The following is a 21599-nucleotide window of genomic DNA, read 5'->3' as shown; positions in this document are numbered from 1 at the left end:
TCCGGCGCTCATAGCGCGTCCCTGATTCGATCCCTGAGGCGAGTTCGGTCGCCCTCGTCGTCTGCGTCCTCTACCTCGCGCAGCCGGGTGGCGACGTCGTCGAAGAACTGGTTGACGAGACGGTTGGCGACCGGGTTGATGACGCGACCGCCCAGCTGTGCGATCTTGCCGAAGACGTCGGCCTCGGCCTCCCATTCGACGGCGACGCCGTCGTCGGTCTCCGCGAGTTCCATCCACGCCGACATCTCGAACGAGCTGTTGGCGGCCGACCCCTCTCCGGTCGTCGCCATCCGGGGGAACTCCCGTTCGGCGATCGTCACCGTCGTCTCGAAACTCGGTTTGACGCCGCCGACGCCCAGTTCCATCAGCGCCGCGTACGTCTGGCCCTCCTCGAAGGCGCGCTCGGCGACCTCCTCCGGCGTCGCCTCGGGCAGCGTGGGCGGTTGCTCCTCGATCGCGTCCGCCCGCTCGCGAAGCTCGTCGAAGTTCTCGTCGCCGTCGACCTCGAGCAGGAACTCACAGCCCGGCAGCGACCGCTCGATCATCACCGGATCGGACAGCGCGAGCCAGACCGCCTCCGTCGACGCGTCCTCGAGTTCGAACGTCCCGTCGAATCTCATGGGATATTGGGAATTGTCACCACAACACAGGAAGTCGGTTCGAGCGGGTAAAAAACTATCTTGAATGTCGACCAGGGCTGGAAGAATGTGTGCGTTTTCGATAATTTCCGTCCAAACGTACCGTCTCGTCTTCGATACACTGTTCTCGAGTTCGATTTTCGAGTCGGACGGAGTCGGGTCCGCGGTTCGGGTCGCGAGCAGCGGCCGTCCGGGCGGTCGCGGGTCGACGTTGCCGAACGGCGGTCCGGACGCAGTTCGATTGGTTTGCATGAGATTCATTGACTTGTGGGATTCTGGTATCGAATCCGAAACTGACTGAATAGTCTCGAACGCTCACCAATACCTATTCATAGCTAACTCTGATTTGGTATCGTACGGCATGGCGAACGAACGGATCAAACCAGTAGACCTTCCCGAGCCCCGCTACGAGTACGGCGCGGACGATCACGTGTTCGTCGAGCTCGCGGAAGCGATGAGCTTCACCGCGAACTTCAAGGCGATGGCGATCACCCAGCAGGTGGCCGAACGCGACATCGAGGGCGTCGTCGAGAACTGTCCCGCCAACGCCTCCTACATGCTCCGCATCGATCCCGAGGTGATCCACCCGGACGACCTCATCGCGGAGCTTCGCGAACTCGAGGCCGAACTCGACCTCGAGGAGTACGAGTGGGAGACGCGGCTGATCGACGTCCCCGTCCTCTTCCAGGATCCGTGGACCCACGAGACGCTCATGGAGTTTCGGGACCGCCACCAGGACGCCGACTCGACCGACCTCGAGTACTCCGCGCGGATCAACGGCTACGACTCCGTGGAGGCGTTTCTCGACGCGTTCGTCGGCGCGCCGCACATGGTGACGATGGTCGGGTTCGTCCCCGGACTCCCGTGGTGTTTCCAGATGGTGCCCCGCAGCGAACAGCTCGAGGTGCCGAAGTACGTCGAGCCCCGCACCGACACGCCGAGTCGCGCGGTCGGCTTCGGGGGCGCGTTCTCGGTCATCTACCCGGTCCAGGGTGCGGGCGGCTACCAGCTGTACGGGCGGACGCCCATCGAGGTGCTGGACGTCGACCAGTCGCTGCCCGACTTCGGCGACTCGATGGTGTTTCCCAACCCCGGCGACATCCTGAACTACCGCCGCATCGACCGCGAGACCTACGACGAGATCCGCGAGCAGGTCGAAGCCGGCACGTACGAGTACACCTACGAGCGGGTGCGCTTCTCGCCGGAGGAGTTCTTCGAGTCGCCACACGAGTACAACGAGCGGCTCACGGAGGTAATCGAATGATCGAAATTCGCGAGGGCGGAATCGCGAGCACCGTCCAGGACCTCGGCCGGACGGGACACTACCACATCGGCATGCCGCCGTCGGGGGCGATGGACGAGTACGCCCACACGGTCGCGAACTACCTCGTCGGCAACGACGGCGACGCCGCGACCGTCGAAATGACCTACCAGGGAATCACGGCCACGTTCGACGACGACGCCGTGATCGCGATCACCGGTGCCGACATGTCGCCGGAGTTGAACGGTGATCCGATTGGCACCTGGGAGACCGTCGCCGTGGATGCGGGCGACGAACTCGATGTCCAGTTCGCGACCGACGGCGCTCGCGCGTACCTCGCCGTCGCCGGCGGCGTCGACGTTCCCGAGGTGATGGGGAGCCGGTCGACGTACACGCTGGTCGGCATCGGCGGTCACGAAGGCCGCGGACTCGAGGCGGGCGACGAACTCCCGATCGGCGACCCCGCGAACGGCAGCGCCGACCTGGTCGGCACGCGACTGCCCGCGGAGTACGTCCCCGACTACGCCGACGAGGACACCGTCCGGATCGTCGTCGGTCTGACCAGCTACCGGCTCACCGACGAGGCCAGGGAGACGCTCTGTTCCGCCGAGTGGACCGTCTCCGCGGAGGCCGACCGCGTCGGCTACCGCCTCGAGGGACCGGACCTCGAGTTCGAAGAGCGCGACCAGCCGTTCGGTGCCGGCACCGATCCGTCGAACGTCGTCGACCTCGGCTACCCGATCGGCTCGATTCAGGTTCCCCAGCAGCCGATCGTCCTCATGCAGGACGCGGTAACTGGCGGCGGCTACGCCACCGTCGGCACCGTCATCAGCGCCGATCGGGGACTGCTGGCCCAGCGCCAGACCCACAAGACCGTCTCGTTCGAGTCGGTCGACGTCGAGGAGGCGATCGACGCGCGACGGCGTCGGAGCGAGCGCCTCGCGGAGATTCGGTCCGTGATCGACGGATGAGCGGGTCGCCCCCAGCGAGGATCGAGCCGACTCGAGCGTCCGCGATCGAACCGACTCGAACGCGGACGAGGTGGCCGTCTCGAGCCAACACGTATGAGTGCGGACGTCGTACGGATCGGATGGATACGACACTCGTCCACACGCCACACAGCACGCCGTGGTAACGCGGCTCCGAAATCACAATGTCCCAGACCACCACCGTCAACTCACCAATGCCGGGCGTCTTCTACCGACGTTCGGATCCCGAAGAAGCACCGTTCGTCGAACCAGGAGACAGCGTCGAGGCCGGCGACACGATCGGCCTCGTGGAGGTGATGAAGAACTTCCACGAGATCGAAGCCGACCAGGCCGGCACCGTCGGGGAGTTCCACGTCGAGGACGAATCCGAGATCGAAGCCGACCAGGCCATCGTCGAGATCGAAGTGGAGTGATCGCGCTCGAGCGATCCGCCGCTTTTTCCCGTTCGACCCATCCCCGACTCCGATCCGCGGTCGAACGGCTCGATGCGTGATGAGTCTCGAGCGACTGGAGCGCCGGGTGCGACCCGCACACAACCTATATCGGGCCGTGCGACGGAGTTGCACACATGGTCGAGATCGACATCAACTGCGACATGGGCGAGAGCTTCGGCAACTGGTCGATGGGAAACGACGCCGAGGTCATGCCCTACGTGACGTCCGCGAACGTCGCCGGGGGCTACCACGCGGGCGATCCGCACGTGATGCGCGAGACGGTCGAACTGGCCGCAGACCACGACGTCGGTATCGGCGTCCACCCCGGCCTCCCCGATAAGATGGGATTCGGCCGCCGGAAGATGGACGCGAGCCCCGAGGAGGTCCGCGACTACGTCATCTACCAGCTCGGCGCGCTCACGGCGTTCGCCCGCCGCCACGGAACCTCGGTCCAGCACGTCAAACCCCACGGCGCGATGTACTCGATGCTCTCGGAGAGCCCCGAGCACGCCCGGGCCGTCATGGAGGGAATGCTCGAGGTCGACGAGGACCTCATCTACCTCGCGACGGACATGAACATCTACGAGGTCGCCCAGGAGGTCGACGGCCTGCGGGCCGTCTTCGAGGGGTACGTCGACCTCGACTACCGGGCCGACCGATCGCTGATCGTCGAACAGGAGCTGTCGGACCGCGACCCCGACCTCGTCGCCGACCGGTTCGTCTCCATCGCCACCGAGGGCGTCGTCGAGGCCGCAAACGGCGAGGAGATCTCGGTCCCCGCCGACAGCATCTGCATCCACGGCGACAACCCCAACGCCGTCGAACTGCTCGAGGCGATCCACGAGCGAATCGACGACCACGACGTCGAACTCGCCGGTCTGCCCGCGGTCGTCGCGGACTGACTCGGGACGCTCGAATCGAGTTGCAAGACGGCCTCAGCGGGCTCGAGACCGCAGTCACGATCGGTGCAGCGTGACGTCTCGAGCGACTATTTTTTCACCTAAAGTCACCACAGTCTAGTGATTCACAGAACCAAAAATTATATTATAATACGTTTATATGTGTTTAATACTGAAGATTACTAAAATGAATTTGCTGAACCATTCGATCAATACAACTAATAACAATTAATAAATCCCAGAAATATGAGACGACGTCACTTCATCGCCGGACTTGGTACTGTCACGGCCTTATCGGCACCCGTTCATGGATTGTCACGAAACCCGAATAACCAGAGAGACAAAGTCAAGAATAGAGATGCTGACGATACGTACGATTCGATACAATCTGCTGTAGATGAGGCTGAGGAGGGCCACACTATCGAAGTCGGATTGGAGACTCTCTTCCGAGAGAATGTGGAAATCAACACAGATTCACTCACTTTGCGAGCGGAATCTGACTCTCGGACACGGATGTTTTCGGGAACCGAGACTATCGCGGTAAAAGAGAGCGGAAATTCCTCAGAGGAAATAATCGGAGAAGGTGACAACCTGATTCTCACCACGACTGGTACCGCCCAACCCACTGTAGCAGGATCCTATGAGACTGTTTTCGTGGAATCGAAGGGTAATTCCAGTCCGGAGATCGAAGGCGAAGTAGAGCGATTGTACGTTGCTGCCCGTGGGAACGCAACCCCGGCCATCACGGGAGATGCCAATCGACTAATCACAGCGACAAGGGGGAATGCAACGGTAGACGGTAGTAGTAACGTTACCGAGTATATAGAGGTCCCAGAATTCAATACTCAACCCTTACTTGAGGGCAGCATCGAGGTTCATGCTTCCGATGTCACAATTGAAGGGTTTGATATCGACACCGACACAGTTGGAATCGACATCGGGCGGGGTTATGATGAAACGATCAGCCTATCTAATAACATTGTTCTCGGCACCGACGAACTCGTTCGTAAAGAAGGGGATAAGGCACTGAAAGGGGCTGGGGTCCAACTACGGACTAACCCAGATACAGAAGAAGTCTCACTGGGCGGTTCTGATGGAGAGAACCTCTTTCTGGACAATTACGTGGGTCTCCTCGTCGTCAACGACGACTCCGAACTCGCTGATGTTGATACGCAACCGATCCAAGAAAACAATCGGTTTGTAGGCAACAAGCTTGCGATCGCACCGTGGCCACCGCGCTCAGAGGATGACCTCAACCTCGATGTTTCGGATGACCCCCCTGTCGAAGTCGTTTCCTCTGAACTCGATGATCAAGGGGCGATTATTGCGGACCTGCCGAACATTCCTATCAACGAGGATGAATCGATCCGCATGCTCTCTCTGTCGGTCCGGCGGGAGTCCGTCGGGACGGTCGAATTTACTATCGATCCGGACATAACGATCGATGATCCTGCACTTCCAGACGCATACGACTCAATTGACGACGGTGGGTTCGAGATTGTGAATGATTTTGAGCAAGACGAACCGGAGACCGTTCGGTTTTGCTTCTCTGTGGATAGGGACGAAATTGATAACCCACAGGATCTGACGCTCCAGCGTCAGGTCAACGGAACGTTCGAGCAGGTCAGAACGATCCTCGTCAACGAAACGCCCACCAGCTACCATTATTTTGCGTTGGCTAGTGGGTTTTCTCTCTTCCAGTTGACTGAATTCGACGAGGGTGGTGTCGGTGGTGCGGGGAGAGAGCTTGACGGAACGATAATTCTTCCCGAACCACTGGCAGAACCCGAGGAAACTGTAGAAGAAACGTTCGTCAGGTTCGAAGCGTCGAAGGATATCGACGCGATAGAGTTCGAATCGACGGATTCGCGCGTGGAGATCGGTGATCATATCACGATCGACCTGAGCTCAGAATCCGGCGATGATCTGCCGAAGAATTTCACAGAACTGTTTGATGTCTCCAATCCTGGTTCGGAATCCATCACACTGAGAACCACGGCTGGGCTGTCCAATGTCGACGTGTTCAACGTACCGGAGGGTGTTTCAGACAACCTCGTCGATTTTGATACACCAGATACAATTGGGAGGTTGGCTGGAATCAATGAGGTAGCACGTGAGATCAGATCTGAACAGACTCAATTGAACGCGGGCCAGCGGGTATCTTCTGGTCTTTCGGTCGAATCGACGGACCCTGAGGACCAATTCTGGTTCCAGATCCTGTTGCCGACTCTGACCGAGAGTGGCGGAGAAGTTTACGACCCCAGTCAAGAAAACAGTTCGCTGGAACTACTGCCGGAAACCTGTATGAACGATGACTCTCCCGTGTTGTACCCCTTAGAGTACGCGTACAACGATGCGGCCTTTGGGAGTTGGCTGCCAGGCGTCAGTGACGGCATTCCGGACTGGGTTCCGGACGACCTCGATGATGATACGAGGGTTTTCCGTATCCCCGCGACGTTTTCCGCACACTGGCAGAGCAGATCCCTTACAACCGGTGATGTATCCGTCGTAATGAGCGCGGATCCGGGGCCAGAAGGTGAACTCGTCGCAGTATATGATAAAGACGGAAATATCGCAGACGAGGGGGACCTTATTAGCGCGCCAATCCAGAGGGACTACAGTGAGGAGGATTTCGCTGATGGATCCGTCGATGAAGAGTTCGACCTGATTATAACATCGACGACGGACTGTGATCCGTCGTCGAGAGCCCTTGAGTTAGTGTCAATAGACCGGGTGTTTAGTGACATCGGCGAATTCGTCCTGGACGTCGAGGTCGAGGGTGAACTCGCAGAAAAAACCGGGGTTAGTAACTTCACATCGACATCGGAGTTCAACACGGTGGGTGATACGACTGAGGAAGTCGTCGCGAATCTCCTTGGCGAGAGCTTTGAAATATTCGCAAATGGGGTGATCTCCGCTGCCCTTCCGGGCCCGGTTATGACTTACCGCGCCGCACGTGGACTTGCTGGCGCGGGCACAAGCGGCAGTGCCGGCGTCGAACTCGCGGCGTTCTGGTCGGCTGGTGATTCATTGACCCAGGACACACCTATTGCACCCGAATCCCTGCTTTCGGAAACACTTGCGAAGGGTGTCGTCGGATACAGCACGTCGACGGATATCGATGTCTCGGAACCCCTTGACGCTAGAAATCTGGATGTCGGCGCATACGGTCCGAGTTTTTATTTGTCCGACGATCCAGAGCCAGTCTGTATCGAAAGCGACCGCCGAACACTCACCGTCGAAGGGCAAGTTACTGGCGGCCCTGTGATTTTGATGGGTCTTGATTCGGAGCTGACTCCAGGGTCGAGCAGTCACGGCCCGCCGGAGGAACACGCTAAGATGGTCGAATCGATCTTGGATAGTGTTACGAACGATGGCGAGGGTATCCTCGTGCTCGGTGGTAATACCGATAGTAATCCAGATATCGTCGACTACTGGGAAGGCGACGTCGGGAACGATTCACGCGTTGACGAACCGGTGACATTCGTCAATGAAAGCGACAATATTCGTAATGTCGATTTCGATGGGTATGCGATGATCGGGATCGTCAGCAGTACGGACCAGATCAACAACGGCCTTGTTAACAGCGAGAACCAGGCGCTCATTGACCGGCAAGAAGATATTGCGGAGTTCGTAAACACTGGCGGTGGACTCTTAGGCAAGACCCAGGACGGCCTCAACGACTCTTGGGCCTACGTCAGCGAAATTGCGGACATCGATCCGATCGAAACTAGCTTTTCGTCGGTGGACGTCACGGAAGCGGGGAAGGAACTTGGGTTGACACAAAGCGGAATGGATGGCTGGTGTTGTTATCATGAATCGTTCGAGGAAGACTCGATTCCCGAGTTCCTTGAGGTCCTGATACGGAACGAACAGCGAAGCGAGCGGCCGCCTGCAGCCATCGGCGGCGATCAGGTTGTTATTCAGACCGCGGTCGATCTCGAGATCATGACTCCCTCTGTTGTCGAGACAGGATCCTTCACTGACCTCGAATTTTCGCTCGCCAACAGGTCTGACGAATCTGGTGGTGACATCCGCCTCGAAATCGAAATTTCTGGCGAGGATGGCATCTCTGAAGGTGAAGTCGAGTTCGCAAGACGAGACGATCTCAAGGAGGTCGATGGTAAGCTAGTCGGCGAAATCACAGACGAACCGATCGAGTTCCCGCCGGACGTCAACATCGATCTCACCCGAGATCTAGCTTTCAACTCGACCGGATCATACGATCTTGAGATCACAGTCGTGGACGACGAATCCGACGAAGCAGTCGTAACGCTTCCCTTTGGAATCAGGAGTGTTGACACCGGCGATGAGTTAGAGATTTGTGAGGGGTAATACAAGAACCGTGCCGTTTACTAGGAGCCGGCCTGACATGGGGTCGGTACTGGTGTCTCGAGCGGAGTGTTGATGCTCGGGATCGGACCAGGGCGGTGAGGAGCGTCAATATAGTCCGGTCGACGTTGGTGAATCGCCATACAGAGTTGGGATGTGTTGTCTCACTGACTCCCTGAGATTTGTCAATCGGTTCGTTACCGCCGGATTCCTCTATGGTGCAGTCACGATCGCTCCGGTGTGAGGCCTCGAGTAACGTGGTTTTTCATGCTGAGTTGCCGCAGTCTAGTGATTCACCGGAGCCGTCCGGTCAGAACTCACAACGATCGTTCTTGACACACTCTGTTACCCAGTCAGGTGCTTCGATGTCCTCGACATCGGTATCCGGCTCGTACTCGTATTCGACACGGATTTCTGCTGATTCGCCTGTCCGAAGCAGATATTCACCGTAGGATGATACATCCGTACCCTCGTATTGTAGTGATGCCTCCCGGAGGACGCCCGTTTCTGTGTCGACGCTGAGTTCACCCGCCTCCGGCGTGACGTGGATCATCTCCCCTGCGGCATCTTCGGTCCACGCCGAGGTTGGTTCATAGACAACTCGATCGGCCTCCTCATCGACGCGGTCGTATTCGGGCAAGGTCGCCAGGTATCTGATCTGATCAAAAATAAACTGCATGCCCAAGGGATCGGTTTGAGTTCTGTTTTCTTTGGTAATCATGACGACTCTGTCCTGATGCTGTCCGAAGTGTACTTTTTCTGCATCGGTCGGCTCCCTTTGTTCCACCCAGTCCTTATCGTCGATGCTTGTCTCGTATTTTTTGTAGATCGTTCCGTTAGCGGATACGGTTTCGATGGTTCCGTTGCTGGTTTCGAACGTGCCATGGGCTTCATTTTCCTCAAGGACCGTGACATTGTGTTTCACAAGTAGCTCATCGCTATCAACCCATATTTCTCCCGAGGAAACGAATGTCTCGGACGAACCCATCTCCACTGGACCGTCTGTCTGATCAACGCTTAACGGGAGCACAAACAGGGAGCCAACCACGACAAACACCAGCAGGATTGTCACTCCTCCGATCACGACCCGTCGTTTCATATACAGATGTATTGCCCTGATATTATTAATCTTATTTCATTAACTTGTGATATTTGTTCGAATGAGACGGTCACAATTCGTGATGATCAAACTGTATGCTTATTCAAATGCACATGCTCGTGTGACGCATCCGTCAATTTATTTTCATAAAACGCTCTTGTGTAGCACTTTGTTGATCGCTCTTGTGTAGAACATTGTTGATGGATCGCTGTCTTGCGATTCTGAGCTGAGTGCTATGAACTGGGTCATCGATCAAGAACCGCTCTACATGTAGATCTCAATCACGCAGACAAGCAACACAACTGGACCAACACTCTCCTACGGAAGAGCGTAGAATCAGCTCCACGGATCCTCGAGCGATAGTAGTCTGGGACGACGACATCGCCGACACCGCGCTTTCGATTCCTTCAGCGCGTTCCAGTAATTATATTATCGTTCAGTGCGTCTGTCAGGATGGAAGCCATCGCGCTCCAGAAACGCAAGCGCGGGGGCATGCGTACGAAATGCCCCGGGTGCTGCAACACCCGAGACGGTGGCTTCCAAACACACGACGTTTGGCTGCCATGCTTTCGTTACTGCCACCGAGACAAAAAGGTCTCGCACGACGACGAAGTATCGCCATCGATCAGCCACGACGCCGATCCAGCGACCGCTCGAGTCCGACTCGCGCGCTTTTCATCTCGAGGCCGACTCGAGTCCCGAGGAACTCGCGCCCACGCCGGAGTCGACGCTTGCGATGCCGGAGCCGATACCTGGAACGCCGAAGCCGACCGCGACGCCCGAGGGGACGCCGCCGATGAGTTCCACGACCGACCCCGCCGCGAGCGCCGACGACCTCGCCGACCCCGTCTGCGACCGCTGCGGCGACCCCGTACCCGGCGAGCGGGTGATCCGCCTCTCGAGCGAGCCCTGTTCCGCACTCGAGGGACGGTACGCTGCCGTCACGAAGGTCTGCTGTCCCGACTGCGTCGCCGCCGTCGGCATGCTCGCCCTCGAGGCTCGCGCCCACGGCGAATCGGAGTAACGGGCGCTCGGCGGGGTCCGTTCTGCTACCGACGACGTCACGATCGACTGCGCCGTGGGGACTCGGTCGGCGTGCGAACGGACCGACTCGAGATTGCACGCGATCCTCAACTGGCGAAAACGGCCGCGGGAGTCAGTCGATCTCGTCGAGAAAGTCGTCTAACGGCTCCGCGAGTTCGTCGATCCAGCGTCCGTCCGCGCCGGGTACGAAGCGGACGACGATCGTGTTCCGGCGGTCGACGTCGCGCGTCGTCTCGAGGCGGCGGGTTCGGTGCCAGATTCCGGTGACTTCGACGCACCCGTGTTCGTCGTGACGGTACGTCTCGCTGTCCTCGACGACGCCGTCGGAAGCAGATTGAGGCTCGTTCATCGGGAGGAGGTACCTGTTCACATGGCTTCCATCTCGCGCCTGCCATAGATGGGGCGCGCTTTATCGTTCGGGCGAATCCGGCCGAGTACCTCGAGTGCGGCCGCCAGCGATTTCTCCGTGGTCGAGGTCGATCGACAATCCAAGGTGTTCGCGAACCTCGCGGAAGCTTCACTCTCGCGTACTGACGCGACTCGTCTCGAACCACTCGACGCCGGGGCGGTTCACGGGGGTGGTCAAAGCGCGTGCCAACCACTGACCGCCGTATCGTGGTCCGACTCGAGGCGGATCACGGACGGCGAACGCCACCGTTTTCCCCTCCGATGGTTTCTCACGCCCGAACCGTTCGTACTCCGCCGAGGTATCCGGCCCCACTACTCCCAGGAACGTCGGACTCTCCGGTCCGTATATGAATATCTTTCGTCGGAAACGGTTAAGCAATCTTCTGTGGTACGGATATAGGTGCTTGGTAACATTGAACATGATACTGAGTACGATCACCGTTCGACGAACGGGAGGGTCGGCGGCTTACCCCCTCGGTCACCGGTGAGCGAAGACGGTCAGAGGTGACTCAACGTGACAAAAGCACACAAACTCGATTGCGAGTCGGTATCGGATACGTGTCGATTCATCATCCAATCGGAGAACGAAGAAGAGGCGGTCGAACTGGCACGAAAACACATGAAAGAGGTCCACGGACAGGAGTTTACCGACGAGGAACTGCAGGACGACCATCTACAGACCGTATAAAGGGATCAGAATGTCGAAATCACTTGACGTCAGCAAACTCGAGCGCGAAGTGAAAGCGGTCTATCGGGACGTCGCGGAGACGCCGGACGGCGAGTTCCACTTCGAAATGGGCCAGGATCTGGTAGAGCGCCTCGGCTACGATTCCGACGACCTCGCTTACGTTCCGCAGGCGGCGATCGATTCGTTTGCGGGGGTCGGGTACCACTTCGATTTAGCCGCTCTCGCGCCGGGAGAGTCGGTTCTCGATCTCGGTAGCGGATCGGGTATGGACGCGTTCGTCGCCGCCGTACGGGTGACCGAGACCGGCTCGGTCACGGGCGTGGACATGACCGACGAACAGCTCGAAAATGCCCGACGACTCGCGAACGAAGGGATGTTTCACAACGTCACCATAGAGCGTGGTACCATCGAGGACCTTCCGTTCGACGATGCGTCGTTCGACGCGGTCATCTTGAACGGTGTGATCAATCTCTCTGCGTCGAAAGACCGTGTGTTCGAAGAGGCCTACCGCGTGCTCGAGTCGGGTGGACGGATCGCGCTCTCGGACATCATCAGCGAGAGCCAGATGCCGGAGAGCATCAAATCGAACGCCGACCTCTGGGCGGCGTGTATCGGCGGAGCGGAGCAGATCGATAACTACCGGGAAATGGTAGAACGAGCGGGGTTCGACGCGGTCGAAATCAGAGAGAACCCCCAGTATCGGTTCGTCTCCGATCGGGCGACGAACGCGTGTAACGAGTACGGGGTAAAGAGCATCTCACTTCGCGCCGAAAAGCGTTAACGCCGGTGGGACGCGTTACACGCATTTCTGACCGGATCCACGCGACGAAGGATCGAACGCGTCTTCGTCCCGACCGACCGCAGCGACGAACGCCCCGGACGAGTCTGAGGATCGGATCTACTCGTTCGTCCAGATGCGGTCCGATCGCCTCGATACCGGTCGCCCTCGGAGGTGACCGTCCCGGCGGAGAATACGCCGGGTCGATCCGACACTGTTATGCTGACTGCTACCGTGTAACACACAACGTCTTCTCGAGCGATCTCCCGGTTTCCCGAGCGACTCACGGGAACGAGCGGGCGTAGGGCTCGCGATCGAATCGCTCGCGAGCGGAGATGAGAGCATGGACGAAACCGCGTATACGGACGTAACGGAGAACCAAAAAGGTGCTTTGTTGAATAGCTGCTGAATGGTGATTAGAGGAGCTCACTGAGCTTTTCTATGTTGATGATGGCGAACATGAGGACAATCTTATGGAACCCACATTTCCAGCCGGTTCGGCGTTTCCCGATAGCTGTGGTCTTCTTCCAACCGAAGACAGTCCAATACAACGTGTTTCCAGCGGACGAGCCCGCGTGTTTTCCAACGCTTGTTTGGCTAGCTCACGACATTTCTCAACGAAGTCGAGGAGATCGATCTCCATACCAAGCTCGATCTCCTCGCCTTCGACCGTCTAACCCGTGATATTAGCTGATTAGATCGCTATACAACACAGCACGTGGATCCGTTCCTCAAACAATCGTCGGCGATCGGGTTCGACAAAGCTTGAGTTAGAAAGCATTGCGGACAACAGCTGTCTCCGGACAGTGCCGAGATTAGTCTGACAGACATGGTAATTCTATCGAACAAGTATAAAACATAAATAAGGTGAACGCGAATCTACATTTGATGCCCATCGCTGTAAGACCCCGCTTGGTTCTATCAGTCCTAGTTGGTAACATTGCCATCCCCACCGTCCTTATCGTACTCGTGCTGCTTATCGCTGGGCTGATTACCGGAGGGATTGCGTTCGTTCTCATCTATCTCTTCCGGAGACTTTCTCGCGGATCAGAAGAACACACAGGTCAGTGATAGGGACACGGACACGCAACGTCCAGGATAGCAAAGCGTGGTACAATGCGCTTAGCCGGTACTACGATGTGATCGTCGATCCCTTTCAAGGGCGTCTACGACGATGCGGGATCGACTTCCTCAACGTCTCCCCAGACGACCACGTTCTCGACATCGGCTGTGGAACCGGTCGTGGATTGGGCACGCTACAGAACGCTGTTGGCTCCGACGGCACCGTCGTCGGTATCGACATTGCAGAGCAGATGTGTCGGATAACTACCGAGCGTCTTGACGATGATTCCCGGTCTGCGGTCATCTGTGGTGATGCGCTGGCGTTACCGTTTGACTCCAACAGTTTCGACGCTGTTCTCGTAAGCTTCACGCTCGAACTGTTTGAGGAGGACCACCAGATGGCCGTCCTCGACGAGATACAGCGGGTGCTCGCTCCGGGAGGTAGACTCTGTGTCATCGCCCCCTCGACAGCAAGCGATCTCATTTCTCCACTCTACGAGCGATTCAACGACGTTTTTCCGACGCTGGTCGATAGTCGACCGCTCGACGTTAGCGGCGTCCTTTCTCGAGCCGATTTCGAGATTCTCCGGGTCCAAATCGAGTGGGTGTTGGTTGTACCGGTCGAACTCGTCTTCGGTCGTTGTAATCCGTCCACGGGAGATCGTCCCTGAACCACTCACTAGTTATAGGCGTAATCAGCACCAGTGCGGCTAGATTTGTCGATATCGTTCGGTCATTTCGAATTTTCGATGTTCTAATCGTCTCTCGAATTCGCATTTTCACTGGACGAGAGGGGTGATATCCGACTATTTCCCAAATTTAATGATAGGTCTCGTGTCGGCGAGAACTCGACGTCTACGGCGACATCCATTGAGATAGCCGTTCAATAGTCGAAGAGAGGCTTCTGGCAGTCCGCGGGTTGTGTGAGTGCTACCCAAATATTCGAATACGTATCTCGAAATATCCGTTCACTCGGCCTCAGCGTTCGCCCCGGAGGTCGAGCGTAAACGCGCGTTGGTGAGATGCTGACGGGACCGTTCAGAAGCTGGTCTTCGTGGATTTCACTTCCGCCCGCTCTGTTTGTTTGGTCTCAACTCAGCAAGCGGATGTCTCTACTAACGGCTTTGTAGAGTACAAAAGATTGTGACCTCGATTTCGGTGTGCTTACGGTTCGATCGACTGCACGAGGTACAGGACGGTTGAACTACTCAAGGAGAACTCGCTGGTGCCCCCGTACGTGTCGTAAGTGGTCACGTACAGCGTGGGTTCCGTCGGATCATACCAGGGGTCGTCGCCTTCTTCGTACTCATGGACGGTTTCGGCATGGCCAACTGCTTCGTCTTGAAGATCGCTTGGACTACTAACATCGCCTTTGTCTATGTCAATCTCGAAGAAGTGGCTTAGCACACAGGGGTTCCCCGAATCGATCTGATCTTTGATCTCCGAACGGCGACCGTAATAGGTATTCGAGGCACTGTACGAGGAATCGTAGTCCTCAATACCGTCAAAGTCAAAGGGATACGTATTGCCGTCACTGTCGGTATCTAGCAGATCGTTGAGTTCCCACATCAGGTCACAGTAGTTGGATACCGACTCGTGGGTTCCAATACACATTGCAGAGGCAGCTGGAACACAACCAACCCAAGGGGGACGACAGTCATCCGCATCCCAATTCGGGACATCGCTGCTGATGCTTTCCGAGGAGAGCACGCTACCCGTGATCCGTTCACCTTCTTTGACGGCCTCTTTCAGGCCCCTTCGATCGATGGTCGCCGCTTTGTCGGTTTGGGTTACCGATTCCGGTTTCGCGACGGCGTCGATCAACGCCGTGTGTTCGTGCTTCAGGTCGACGAACGCCGACTTTCCATCCTCGGCGCTTGCGACATTCGCCGACGACACCTCAACCCCGAAGCTCATCGGGTTATTATAGATGAACCGTATCTCATCACCGCCGGCCTCACTTCTGAGCGTTCGGTTGTTCCACAGTCGGGTCTGTGGTGCGGGCTGCGTGCTGGACCGGATAATTCCGGGTGAGTCCGGTTGCGCGCTCACCGCTACGTGTCCGACTTCTTCTCCGTCGGATTCGATCGGATATACCCAGGCGGCAGGTCTGTACGATCCGGCCTCGGAGACCGAGTAGAACAGTTCCGGTTTGACGAGTCCCTCCGGATCGAACTCTGCAAAGTGTTCACGCGTGCTGTTGTGTGCAACACGATACTTCGCGATCTGACGTGCAATCGGCTCGGGGAGTTTCTCGTCGGATCCTTTCACTGCGGCCGAGTCGTCCTTGGTCGCTCCAACTGCGGAGCCCGTCACTGCGGGGGTCGCCAGAACGGCAGTGAGCGTTCCGACTCCTTTCAGCACGGTGCGCCGTCTGCTGCTGTTGTCAGATCAATCTGACATACATATTTGCCGAACAACTATATTGGTATTAATATTTTCTTAGCTTATCTGAAATAGAATAATTAATGGCCTAGAATAAATAAGTAAAGGGGTGATGAGAGCAACGATTTGTCGAGAATCCATTTTGAGAGAAGCGGAGTAATACAAGTATATGCTGAGGATATTCATTAAGAATTACTATTTCTTTACTCACACTAAATTGGATCCCATAAGATTACGTTTAAGTGTCGTATCGAATAGCGATCTTATCGGCCGATATCACGGGTTAGACGGTCGAAGGCGAGGAGATCGAGCTTGGTATGGAGATCGATCTCCTCGACTTCGTTGAGAAATGTCGTGAGCTAGCCAACAAGCGTTGGGAAGCACGCGGGCGAGCCCGCCAGCGGCGGGTTCACCCGCTGGATACACGTTAGCGAGCCCGATGTCGGAGGGGTGGAGCGGTGACTGGTTCGCCGTGCACGCCGAGTACGCCCCTCCACCACCCGGCGTTCAGTCTCCCCTTCGCTGGGGAACGACCGAGGGAGTCGAGGAACTACTCGGTGCGGGCGTTCGGTCGACTGCGAACACTCGACGGACGACGCGCCAGTACTATCGGTCGATCGACCACGCTGTGGCGGTGTTCAGCACGCACTTCGGCCCGACGATTCGAGCGCTCGAGACCATCGATCCCGCCGAACGACAGGCCCTCCTGGACGACCTCTAGACCGTCATGAGTCGGTACAATCGCGCGACGGATGGGACCGCAATCGTCGAGAATCAGTACCTTCAGACCGTCGCGATTACGGAGTAAACGCGAAACACCGGCCGTCGACCGGCGCTCCCGGCCCGTCGAACTCCGGTTGACGGCTCCGAACATCGGATACACCGCTTTCGGGTCATCTTCTCGAGCGACGCACCGAGTGTGCGAGTCGACTCGATCGTCGTCGACGGGAAGCCCCCGACCGTCACCGGCAATCGTCCCGACAGTCACAACAGTCAAGCGGTCGCTACGACCAGGCTATACTCGGGTGATGACCGACGAAAGGGCGGCCGTGTTCGAATCGTGCGCCCGCGCCGGGGCGGGTCTGGCTGGATCGATGTTCGTCCTGCACGCCGTGCTGGTCGCGCTCGCGGTCGTCTCGTTCCTGCTGTTCGGCGGCCGTCCAGCGACCGGCAACGCGGCTTTCAACGCGACGCTCGTCGCGCTCGAGCTGGGGCTGATCGTCACGTACGTCCTGCGGACGCTGTACGTCCTTCGGAGCGGGCTTCCGGCGCTGTGGAACCGGCTGACGTATCCGTACGAGTCGCCGTCGCTGGCGACGTTCACGTACGCGCGCCGCTACGAGGCGAACGACTGGTGGCGGGCGCTGAAGCTCGCGGGACTCTCGCTCGCGTCGGTGCCGGTCGTCATTTTCCTCGCGGCCGTCTTCGTCAGCCATCCGACGGACGTGGGCGAGGACGGCGTCCTGGCGATCGTCGCCGCCGAGTTGCTCCCGCAGCTTCCGATCGTCGGCGACCTGGGATTCGTCCTCGAGTACCTGCCCGGTCGAACGCGCGAGGAGAGCCTGGTACTCGCCGTCGCCGCGATTCCCGCGGCGATCTGCTTTCGGAACGTGGCCCACGTCTACGAGCGGTGGATCGACCTCGAGTGGAGCACCGGTTGGTGGATCCTGTACGGGGTGATGCTCGGACTCGGCGCGCTTGCTACCGGCGGCTACCTGCTCTCGCCCGGCCTCCCCCGATTCAACTCGCCCGCGATCTGACGGTCGACGGGGGTATCGCGCGGGTTCGTGACTCGACGACCGAAGCCGCGGACCGGGCCGAACGGTGCCGGAGTCGAAAGAGTATCCCGTCTATCGTCCTAACCACCCGAGGTACATGGACGGTGACGAGCGCCAGATCGTGACGATTACGATGCTCGCCCACGCCGCAGTCCACGTGTTCGAGCTCTCGATTCCCGTGTTCATCCCGATCTGGCTCGTCGAGTTCGGGCTGACGCCGGCCGAAATCGGGCTCGTCGTCGCCCTCGGATACGGCATCTACGGGATCGGTGCGCTTCCCGGTGGCGTGCTCGCCGACCGTCGCGGCTCGAGACGGCTCATCCTGTTCAGCGTCGTCGGGATGGCGGCGTCGTTCGTCGCGCTGAGCCTCGCGCGGGATCCGATCGTCCTGGCGCTCTCGCTGGTGCTCTGGGGGGTGGCCGCGAGCGTCTACCACCCGGCCGGTCTGTCGCTGATCAGCACCGGCGTCTCGCGGCGTGGAACGGCGCTCGGCTACCACGGGATGGCCGGTAACGTCGGCATCGCGCTCGGCCCGCTCGCCACCATCGTACTGCTGCTGTTTTTCGACTGGCGGATTGTCGCCCTGGCGCTTACGATCCCCGCAATCGTCACGATTCCGGTCGTCCTCGTTTCGAACCCGGACGAAAGCGGGGCCGAGGACGCTGCGGACGGCGACGGGGAACCGGACGACGTCTCACTTCGTCGAACGTTGATCGACGACACCAGAACGCTGTTCGTCGGCGCGTTCGCTTTCGTGTTCGTCCTCTACGTGCTCGAGGGACTGTATTACCGGGGTATCCTCACGTTTCTTCCCGAACTGCTCGCCGGCTTCGCCGTCTTCGAGCCGGTCGCCGTCGGCGACCGATCGATCGACCCCGATCAGTACCTCTACTCGGGGCTGTTGCTCGTCGGCGTCGCCAGCCAGTACGCCGCGGGTCGGATCAGCGATCGGATTCGCCCGGAACGCGGCGTCCTCGTCGTCTTCCTCTCGCTCGCCGTGCTGGCCGTGCTCTACGTTCCCGCCGTCGAAGCGGGTCCCGTCCCGCTGATCGCGGTCAGCGTGCTCCTCGGGTTGTTCCTGTTCGGCCTCCAGCCGTTCATGCAGGCGAGCGTCGCGGAACACTCGCCGCCGTCGGTCAGGGGGCTCTCGTTCGGATTCGTGTTCGCCGGCATCTTCGGCATCGGCGCGGCCGGCGCCGCCGTCTCCGGATTCGTCCTCACCTACTCCACGCCCGCCGTCATGTTCCTCGTGCTCGCGGCGTTCGCGGCGCTTGCGGTTCCGGTCGCGTACGCCGTTCTCGATCGATACTGACCGACGGCGCGGGCCGTCGCTCGAGGGAGAGCCCGGCGACGGCTCGCGAAGTCCCGGCTGGATCGATCGACCGCTGTTCTGTGTCACCCGATTAATCAAAACCCGGATCGTCGTGAATATGTTTGGGATACAAGAGGACGAGGATCCTTACTGTTTCCACGATGAGCCACCAAGTCGATCGGCTGTTCGATGCGTTAGCGGACGACCAGCGACGGGAGCTGTTGTTCGCCCTGCTGAAGACGGACGCACGATCCGAGACGTCGCCGTACTCCGATTCGTCACCGGACGAGACGATCGTCGTCTCCGGCGATCGACTTCAACGGCAGCACGTCCACCTTCCCAAATTAGCCGATTACGGATTTATCGAGTGGGAAGGCGACGGAAACGCCGTAGAACGGGGACCTCAGTTCGAGGCCATCCGACCGCTCCTCGAGGTGCTTCACGTTCATCGGGAGGAACTTCGCGACTGTGGTAGCACGCCCCGCCGCTGAGGGGCCGCGATCGGCGGGTCCACTCCCTCACCGGGCGCACCTCCGGCACGTCGAGGGTGGGGCTTGTCGGTGAACGCAGTCTCGAACCTCGAAAACCTCCCCTGGTCCGACTGGTGGACAACGGTACACACTCCCGGTGACGGGGGCTTTTCTGATCCGCGAACGCCGGTCGCGGGGTAAAACCGCGTCCCTCGAGGTGTGGCCTTCCGGCTGCGTGCTGGTCGATCCGGTACCGAGAGATCGATCGAGTACTCGAACGGTGTCGAGTATCGTCTGCAGCGAACGCTCCTCGAAACGGGGGACCGGAACGTACTAAATGACACGCTCCGCCGTGGTTGGGCCGTGACGGAGCGCGCCAGGTACGGGTAGCGCGTCTACCCACAAGTACCTTGTGTGATGATCTGGGTGAAAGCTCTTGCCGATCGAAATGGATGGAACGACGAGCCGTCACACAATCCTTTTGCCGCTCGGTGCTCAATCTCGCACGTTCGGACGACCGAACTCGTGGTTGGGCCATGACACAGGACGAAATCATTTCGGAGGCGGTTAGTTTATTGCAGGACCTCGGACTCAAAGAGTACGAAGCGCGCTGCTTTATGGCGCTGACGCAACTCTCGACCGGGACGGCCAAGGAGATACACGACATCTCCGAGGTTCCACGGACGCGAGTGTACGATGCGATCCGCGTACTGGAGTCGGAGGGCCTCGTCGAAGTGCAACACTCGAGCCCCCAGCGGTTTCGAGCGGTCGATATCAACGAGGCGACGCAGACGCTTCGACAGAAATACGACAACCGCATCGAGACGCTGGAGACGTACCTCGAGAACACCAGCGTTCGAAAGACCGAAGACGACGACCAGCTCCAGGAAGTGTGGTCGCTGATGGGAAACGAGGCGATCGAGACGCGAATGCTCGATCTCATCGACGACGCGGAGTCGGAAATTGCGCTTCTCGTCGTCGACGAGGAGATCATGTCGGAATCGCTGTTCGACGGCCTTCGAGAGGCGAACGATCGGGACCTCTCGATCCTTCTCGGTGGTCAAACGGAGGCGATCACCGAGCGACTCGGAACGGAACTCCCCAACGTTCGTACGTTCGAATCCGGACTGGACTGGCTTACCGGTGCGGAGTTCGATCACGAGGTTGCGATCAGTCGAATCCTGCTCGTCGATCGAACGACGCTGCTGATCGGCACATACTATCCACAGGCCGATAACGGCAAGCAGAGCGAACGGGCGGTTTTCGCGAACGGGCTCGAAAACGGAATCGTCGTGCTTCTTCGCCGGTTAGTATCGTCGGGACTGACCGCCGCAAACGATCCGGGAACGAGTCAGCCCTAACGGCCGACGCGACTCGGTCGTGACCGATCGCACGGCTACGGTACTCGAGGAGATAACGGACGCGAGCGACGATTCGATCGGTCGCGGAACTCGATCCGCGTCCGACGACCGCGATCGTGGTACCACGCCCCTCGCAAGTCTTATCCGTGGTTCGATCGTACGTTTGTTTGTAATGGCGAAAGGTAACGTTGATTTCTTCAACGACACAGGCGGCTACGGTTTCATTTCGACGGACGACGCGGACGACGACGTATTCTTCCACATGGAAGATGTCGGCGGACCGGACCTCGAAGAGGGCACCGAGATCGAATTCGACATCGAACAGGCTCCCAAGGGCCCCCGCGCGACGAACGTCGTCCGCAACTAAACCGATTCTGACCGTCGCTACGAGGCGACGCCGAACGGGATTTCATTTTTGACGAGTCGTCACCGTAACGCGAAGAGTACCACCCGCTGATCGAACGGATCGCAAATCACGGACGACGTTTCGTACGGACTGCTGTGACGATGTACCGGTGGGACCGTCCGACGGTCGTGGTTGCACCGGTAGTCGCGTCCAGCAGTTCGTCTCAGCCGCAGCCCTGCGCGATAATCCGTCTGAGACCCGCCGTCGAACCCGTTTTCCTCACCGAGCCGGCGAGGCCTTAAGAACGTGCGAACC

Annotated in this window: 20 protein-coding genes and 2 pseudogenes; 16 read left to right on the top strand and 6 right to left on the bottom strand. The window is 58.7% G+C overall.

The features are described 5' to 3' along the window. Positions 1-8 precede the first annotated feature (8 nt). Positions 9-620, bottom strand: a complete 612-nt coding sequence (locus tag EA472_RS01855; protein ID WP_124189808.1) for a CoxG family protein — start codon at positions 618-620, stop codon at positions 9-11. A 379-nt stretch (positions 621-999) separates the two neighbouring features. Here EA472_RS01855 and EA472_RS01850 point away from each other — a divergent pair, with 379 nt between their 5' ends. The 5 genes from EA472_RS01850 to EA472_RS22865 all read left to right on the top strand — a co-directional run bounded on the left by EA472_RS01850 (position 1000) and on the right by EA472_RS22865 (position 8556). Continuing rightward, a complete protein-coding gene (locus EA472_RS01850) occupies positions 1000-1902 on the top strand; it encodes a 5-oxoprolinase subunit B family protein (protein WP_124189807.1) in 903 nt (300 codons plus the stop codon). Next, a complete protein-coding gene (locus EA472_RS01845; RefSeq protein ID WP_124189806.1) occupies positions 1899-2870 on the top strand; it encodes a 5-oxoprolinase subunit C family protein in 972 nt (323 codons plus the stop codon). The genes EA472_RS01850 and EA472_RS01845 overlap by 4 nt, the downstream gene beginning before the upstream one ends. 182 nt (positions 2871-3052) lie before the next feature. Then, positions 3053-3301: an acetyl-CoA carboxylase gene (locus EA472_RS01840; protein ID WP_124189805.1), complete on the top strand. Its 249-nt coding sequence runs from the start codon at positions 3053-3055 to the stop codon at positions 3299-3301. A gap of 155 nt (positions 3302-3456) precedes the next feature. Further along, positions 3457-4224, top strand: a complete 768-nt coding sequence (locus EA472_RS01835; protein WP_124189804.1) for a LamB/YcsF family protein — start codon at positions 3457-3459, stop codon at positions 4222-4224. 243 nt (positions 4225-4467) lie between these two features. After that, complete coding sequence (locus tag EA472_RS22865) at positions 4468-8556, top strand: hypothetical protein (protein WP_243637747.1); 4089 nt, start codon at positions 4468-4470, stop codon at positions 8554-8556. A 307-nt stretch (positions 8557-8863) separates the two neighbouring features. On the opposite strand, the gene EA472_RS01825 is transcribed toward EA472_RS22865, so the two are convergent. Together EA472_RS01825 and EA472_RS23205 are read right to left on the bottom strand one after the other, a co-directional pair. Further along, positions 8864-9652: a hypothetical protein gene (locus EA472_RS01825; protein WP_243637746.1), complete on the bottom strand. Its 789-nt coding sequence runs from the start codon at positions 9650-9652 to the stop codon at positions 8864-8866. A gap of 675 nt (positions 9653-10327) precedes the next feature. Next, positions 10328-10459, bottom strand: a complete 132-nt coding sequence (locus tag EA472_RS23205) for a hypothetical protein (protein ID WP_279387166.1) — start codon at positions 10457-10459, stop codon at positions 10328-10330. Here EA472_RS23205 and EA472_RS01820 point away from each other — a divergent pair. Continuing rightward, a complete protein-coding gene (locus EA472_RS01820) occupies positions 10449-10676 on the top strand; it encodes a hypothetical protein (RefSeq protein ID WP_124189803.1) in 228 nt (75 codons plus the stop codon). The genes EA472_RS23205 and EA472_RS01820 overlap by 11 nt on opposite strands. A 132-nt stretch (positions 10677-10808) precedes the next feature. Here the strand turns inward: EA472_RS01820 and EA472_RS01815 are convergent, their stop codons facing one another. Continuing rightward, positions 10809-11066 (bottom strand): hypothetical protein, encoded by a 258-nt coding sequence (locus EA472_RS01815; RefSeq protein ID WP_243637745.1) that lies wholly within the window; start codon positions 11064-11066, stop codon positions 10809-10811. A 552-nt stretch (positions 11067-11618) separates the two neighbouring features. Here EA472_RS01815 and EA472_RS01810 point away from each other — a divergent pair. Together EA472_RS01810 and EA472_RS01805 are read left to right on the top strand one after the other, a co-directional pair. Next, positions 11619-11792 carry a DUF1059 domain-containing protein gene (locus EA472_RS01810; protein ID WP_124189802.1) on the top strand — a complete coding sequence of 58 codons (174 nt, stop codon included), beginning with the start codon at positions 11619-11621 and terminating at the stop codon, positions 11790-11792. A gap of 10 nt (positions 11793-11802) precedes the next feature. After that, positions 11803-12573, top strand: a complete 771-nt coding sequence (locus tag EA472_RS01805) for a methyltransferase domain-containing protein (RefSeq protein ID WP_124189801.1) — start codon at positions 11803-11805, stop codon at positions 12571-12573. Between the two features lie 483 nt (positions 12574-13056). Here EA472_RS01805 and EA472_RS01800 read toward each other — a convergent pair. Further along, positions 13057-13213, bottom strand: a pseudogene (locus EA472_RS01800) (IS5/IS1182 family transposase); the annotation flags it as partial. 496 nt (positions 13214-13709) lie between these two features. On the opposite strand from EA472_RS01800, the gene EA472_RS01790 reads away from it, so the two are divergent. Continuing rightward, entirely contained in the window at positions 13710-14303 is a 594-nt protein-coding gene (locus EA472_RS01790) for a class I SAM-dependent methyltransferase (protein WP_243637744.1), read from the top strand. A 493-nt stretch (positions 14304-14796) separates the two neighbouring features. Here EA472_RS01790 and EA472_RS01785 read toward each other — a convergent pair whose 3' ends face one another. Beyond that, on the bottom strand, positions 14797-15996 hold the full coding sequence (locus tag EA472_RS01785) for a hypothetical protein (RefSeq protein ID WP_124189799.1): 1200 nt from the start codon (positions 15994-15996) through the stop codon (positions 14797-14799). Positions 15997-16334: 338 nt separating this feature from the next. Here EA472_RS01785 and EA472_RS01780 point away from each other — a divergent pair. The 7 genes and pseudogenes from EA472_RS01780 to EA472_RS01750 form a co-directional block, all read left to right on the top strand. After that, positions 16335-16446, top strand: a pseudogene (locus tag EA472_RS01780) (IS5/IS1182 family transposase); the annotation flags it as partial. A 10-nt stretch (positions 16447-16456) separates the two neighbouring features. Beyond that, positions 16457-16738 carry a hypothetical protein gene (locus tag EA472_RS01775; RefSeq protein ID WP_207891114.1) on the top strand — a complete coding sequence of 94 codons (282 nt, stop codon included), beginning with the start codon at positions 16457-16459 and terminating at the stop codon, positions 16736-16738. A gap of 307 nt (positions 16739-17045) precedes the next feature. Then, entirely contained in the window at positions 17046-17777 is a 732-nt protein-coding gene (locus tag EA472_RS01770; protein ID WP_124189798.1) for a hypothetical protein, read from the top strand. Between the two features lie 115 nt (positions 17778-17892). Then, positions 17893-19107, top strand: a complete 1215-nt coding sequence (locus EA472_RS01765; protein ID WP_124189797.1) for an MFS transporter — start codon at positions 17893-17895, stop codon at positions 19105-19107. 161 nt (positions 19108-19268) lie between these two features. Beyond that, positions 19269-19598, top strand: a complete 330-nt coding sequence (locus EA472_RS01760; RefSeq protein WP_124189796.1) for a hypothetical protein — start codon at positions 19269-19271, stop codon at positions 19596-19598. Positions 19599-20113: 515 nt separating this feature from the next. Further along, entirely contained in the window at positions 20114-20938 is an 825-nt protein-coding gene (locus tag EA472_RS01755; protein ID WP_124189795.1) for a TrmB family transcriptional regulator, read from the top strand. A gap of 172 nt (positions 20939-21110) precedes the next feature. Then, positions 21111-21305 (top strand): cold-shock protein, encoded by a 195-nt coding sequence (locus EA472_RS01750; protein WP_097009945.1) that lies wholly within the window; start codon positions 21111-21113, stop codon positions 21303-21305. Positions 21306-21599 lie beyond the last annotated feature (294 nt).

The sequence above is a fragment of the Natrarchaeobius oligotrophus genome (genome assembly GCF_003841465.1).
In the GTDB taxonomy this organism is placed as follows: domain Archaea; phylum Halobacteriota; class Halobacteria; order Halobacteriales; family Natrialbaceae; genus Natrarchaeobius; species Natrarchaeobius oligotrophus.
This window is presented reverse-complemented; position numbering and strand designations above follow the sequence as displayed.